Origin of the sequence: Microbacterium resistens NBRC 103078 (genome assembly GCF_001552355.1) — a bacterium.
GTDB classification, from domain to species: domain Bacteria; phylum Actinomycetota; class Actinomycetes; order Actinomycetales; family Microbacteriaceae; genus Microbacterium; species Microbacterium resistens.
This window is the reverse complement of the sequence record NZ_BCRA01000213.1, coordinates 1-1,879: the sequence shown is the minus strand read 5'-3', so window position 1 is coordinate 1,879 and position 1,879 is coordinate 1. Positions and strand designations below refer to the sequence as shown.

Below are 1,879 nucleotides of genomic sequence, written 5' to 3'. Positions count from 1 at the left end.
TGCCCCGGGCGGCAGGGATCCCGGCGTCGTCAGCCGGCGCGCACCGCGGTACCCGCCGGGCGGCGGGACGGGAGGGGCGCCCTCGGAACGGGAGACGTAGCGGGGCTCGCGGTCTACCATGGCTTCTCCGTCCCGCCGCTGCCGCCGTCGTCGCCCTGGTCCTGCTGGTTCTGCTGCCGCTCGCGCTCGCCCTGCTCGAGCCGGTCCTGGAGGTCGTCCAGATCGGACTGATCGGGCTGCTGCTGCTCGGGCTCCTGCTCCTGCGGCTGATCCGGCTGCCCCTGCTGCTCCTGCTCCTGCTGGCGCTGCTGCTTCTCCTGAAGCCGGTCCGAGAGCTCGTCGAGCGTCTCGCTCATGTCGCGCTCCGGGTCCGAGGACTGCTGCTGCGCCTCGGGGCTGCGGCACTCCTCGGGCGTCTCGGCGGTGACGGTCAGGCCACGGCCGTAGAACTCCGCGGCGCCGACCGCGTCCCCCTCCTGGGATGCGGCGTCCCCCCGCCACTCCAGCACGAGCGCGAGATTCACCCGGATGTCGCAGACCTCGAGGCCGTGCGCGAGTCCGAGCGCCTCCTCGAACTTCGCCTGCCCCGCGGGCAGGTCGCCGCCGGCGGCGAGGCCCACCCCCTGATCGAAGGGCGCCTTGTACGGCTCGAACCAGTTGAGGGGCTCCAGGCCCTGGGCGGCGCGGACCGATCCGGCGTTGTCGCCGCCGACGTACGAGGCGATGGACTGGTAGGCGAACGCGTACATGCTGAGGAGCTTGCCCACCAGCAGCAGCGCCGCGAGGACCACCGGCACCGATCCCGCGGCGATCCACCGGCGCACGGTGCGCCGGCGCCGGTTGGCGGCGATCAGCGCCGCGGCCGCGTCCTGCGCGTCGCGCGGGGAAGACACGGCGGGGTCCGCCGCGGGCGGGCTCTGCAGGTCGGTCATCGCGGCTCCCCTCCTCCGCCGGTGCCCCCGCGGACGGCGAGGCCCCGCATGCGGGTGATCAGCATCGCGGCGCGGGCGAGCTCCACGCACAGCAGCAGGGCGATGACGAGCGCGAGGATCCAGGAGAGGTCCGTGACGTTCCCCGTCGTGCCGCCCTCGCGGTAGGCCGTCGTCGTGGACGGCGCCGGGGGCAGGTCGAGCGCGGGCGCCCCCGCGCGGGGCAGGTAGTCGACGCCGAGCTCGTCGGCGATCGTCCGCAGCGTCGTCTCGTCGATGACGGACAGTGCCGGCTCGCCCTGATAGAGGATGTAGTCGCCCTCGCCGCTGAACGCCCCCGTCGTCTCGCGCATGGGGCCGCCCTCCGCGGTGCCGTAGCCGAGGACGGCGCCCCCGACCACGTCCTTCGCGCTGGCGGAGAAGGACTCCGGGGCGGTGGCGGCGGTCTGCTCGCCGTCGCCCAGGTAGAAGACCATCCGGGCGCGCTCCGGATCGGACTTCGCCGCGCCGCGCAGCGTCTCCGCGAGCAGGGGAGCCGCGATCCCGACCGAGCTCCCGCGGGACTGGCGGGTGACCTCGGGCTGCAGCACGTCCACGGCGGAGACGAGCGCGGAGGTGTCGGTCGTCAGTGGGAGACGCAGCTGCGCGGCGGCGTCGAACGTGATCAGGGCGAACCGCGCGCCGGGGTAGGCCGCCGCGATCGCGCGGACGTCCTCGCGCACCTGGGTCATCCGCGGCTCGTCGTCCTCGCCGTCCTCGGCCACCATGCTCGCCGTCGTGTCGACGAGCACGACGATGTCCGTGTCCGTCGCCAGCGTCCGCACCTCGCCGCCGGGGATGCCGGGACGCAGGAGCAGCAGCCCGCACGCCAGCACGAGGACGAGCCGCAGGGCCCACAGCGCGCGCGAGCCCCCGCGCGCGCTCGCCGCCGGTGCCGTCGCCGCACCGGG

At 75.0% G+C, this 1,879-nt stretch carries 2 protein-coding genes; both read right to left on the bottom strand.

Going from position 1 to position 1,879, the window contains the following annotated elements:
- Window positions 1-113 precede the first annotated feature (113 nt).
- Window positions 114-932, bottom strand: a complete 819-nt coding sequence (locus tag MR1_RS19055) for a hypothetical protein (protein WP_067250861.1) — start codon at window positions 930-932, stop codon at window positions 114-116.
- On the bottom strand, window positions 929-1,879 hold a 951-nt coding region (locus tag MR1_RS19050), incomplete at its 5' end, for a VWA domain-containing protein (RefSeq protein WP_067250857.1). The genes MR1_RS19055 and MR1_RS19050, both read right to left, overlap by 4 nt.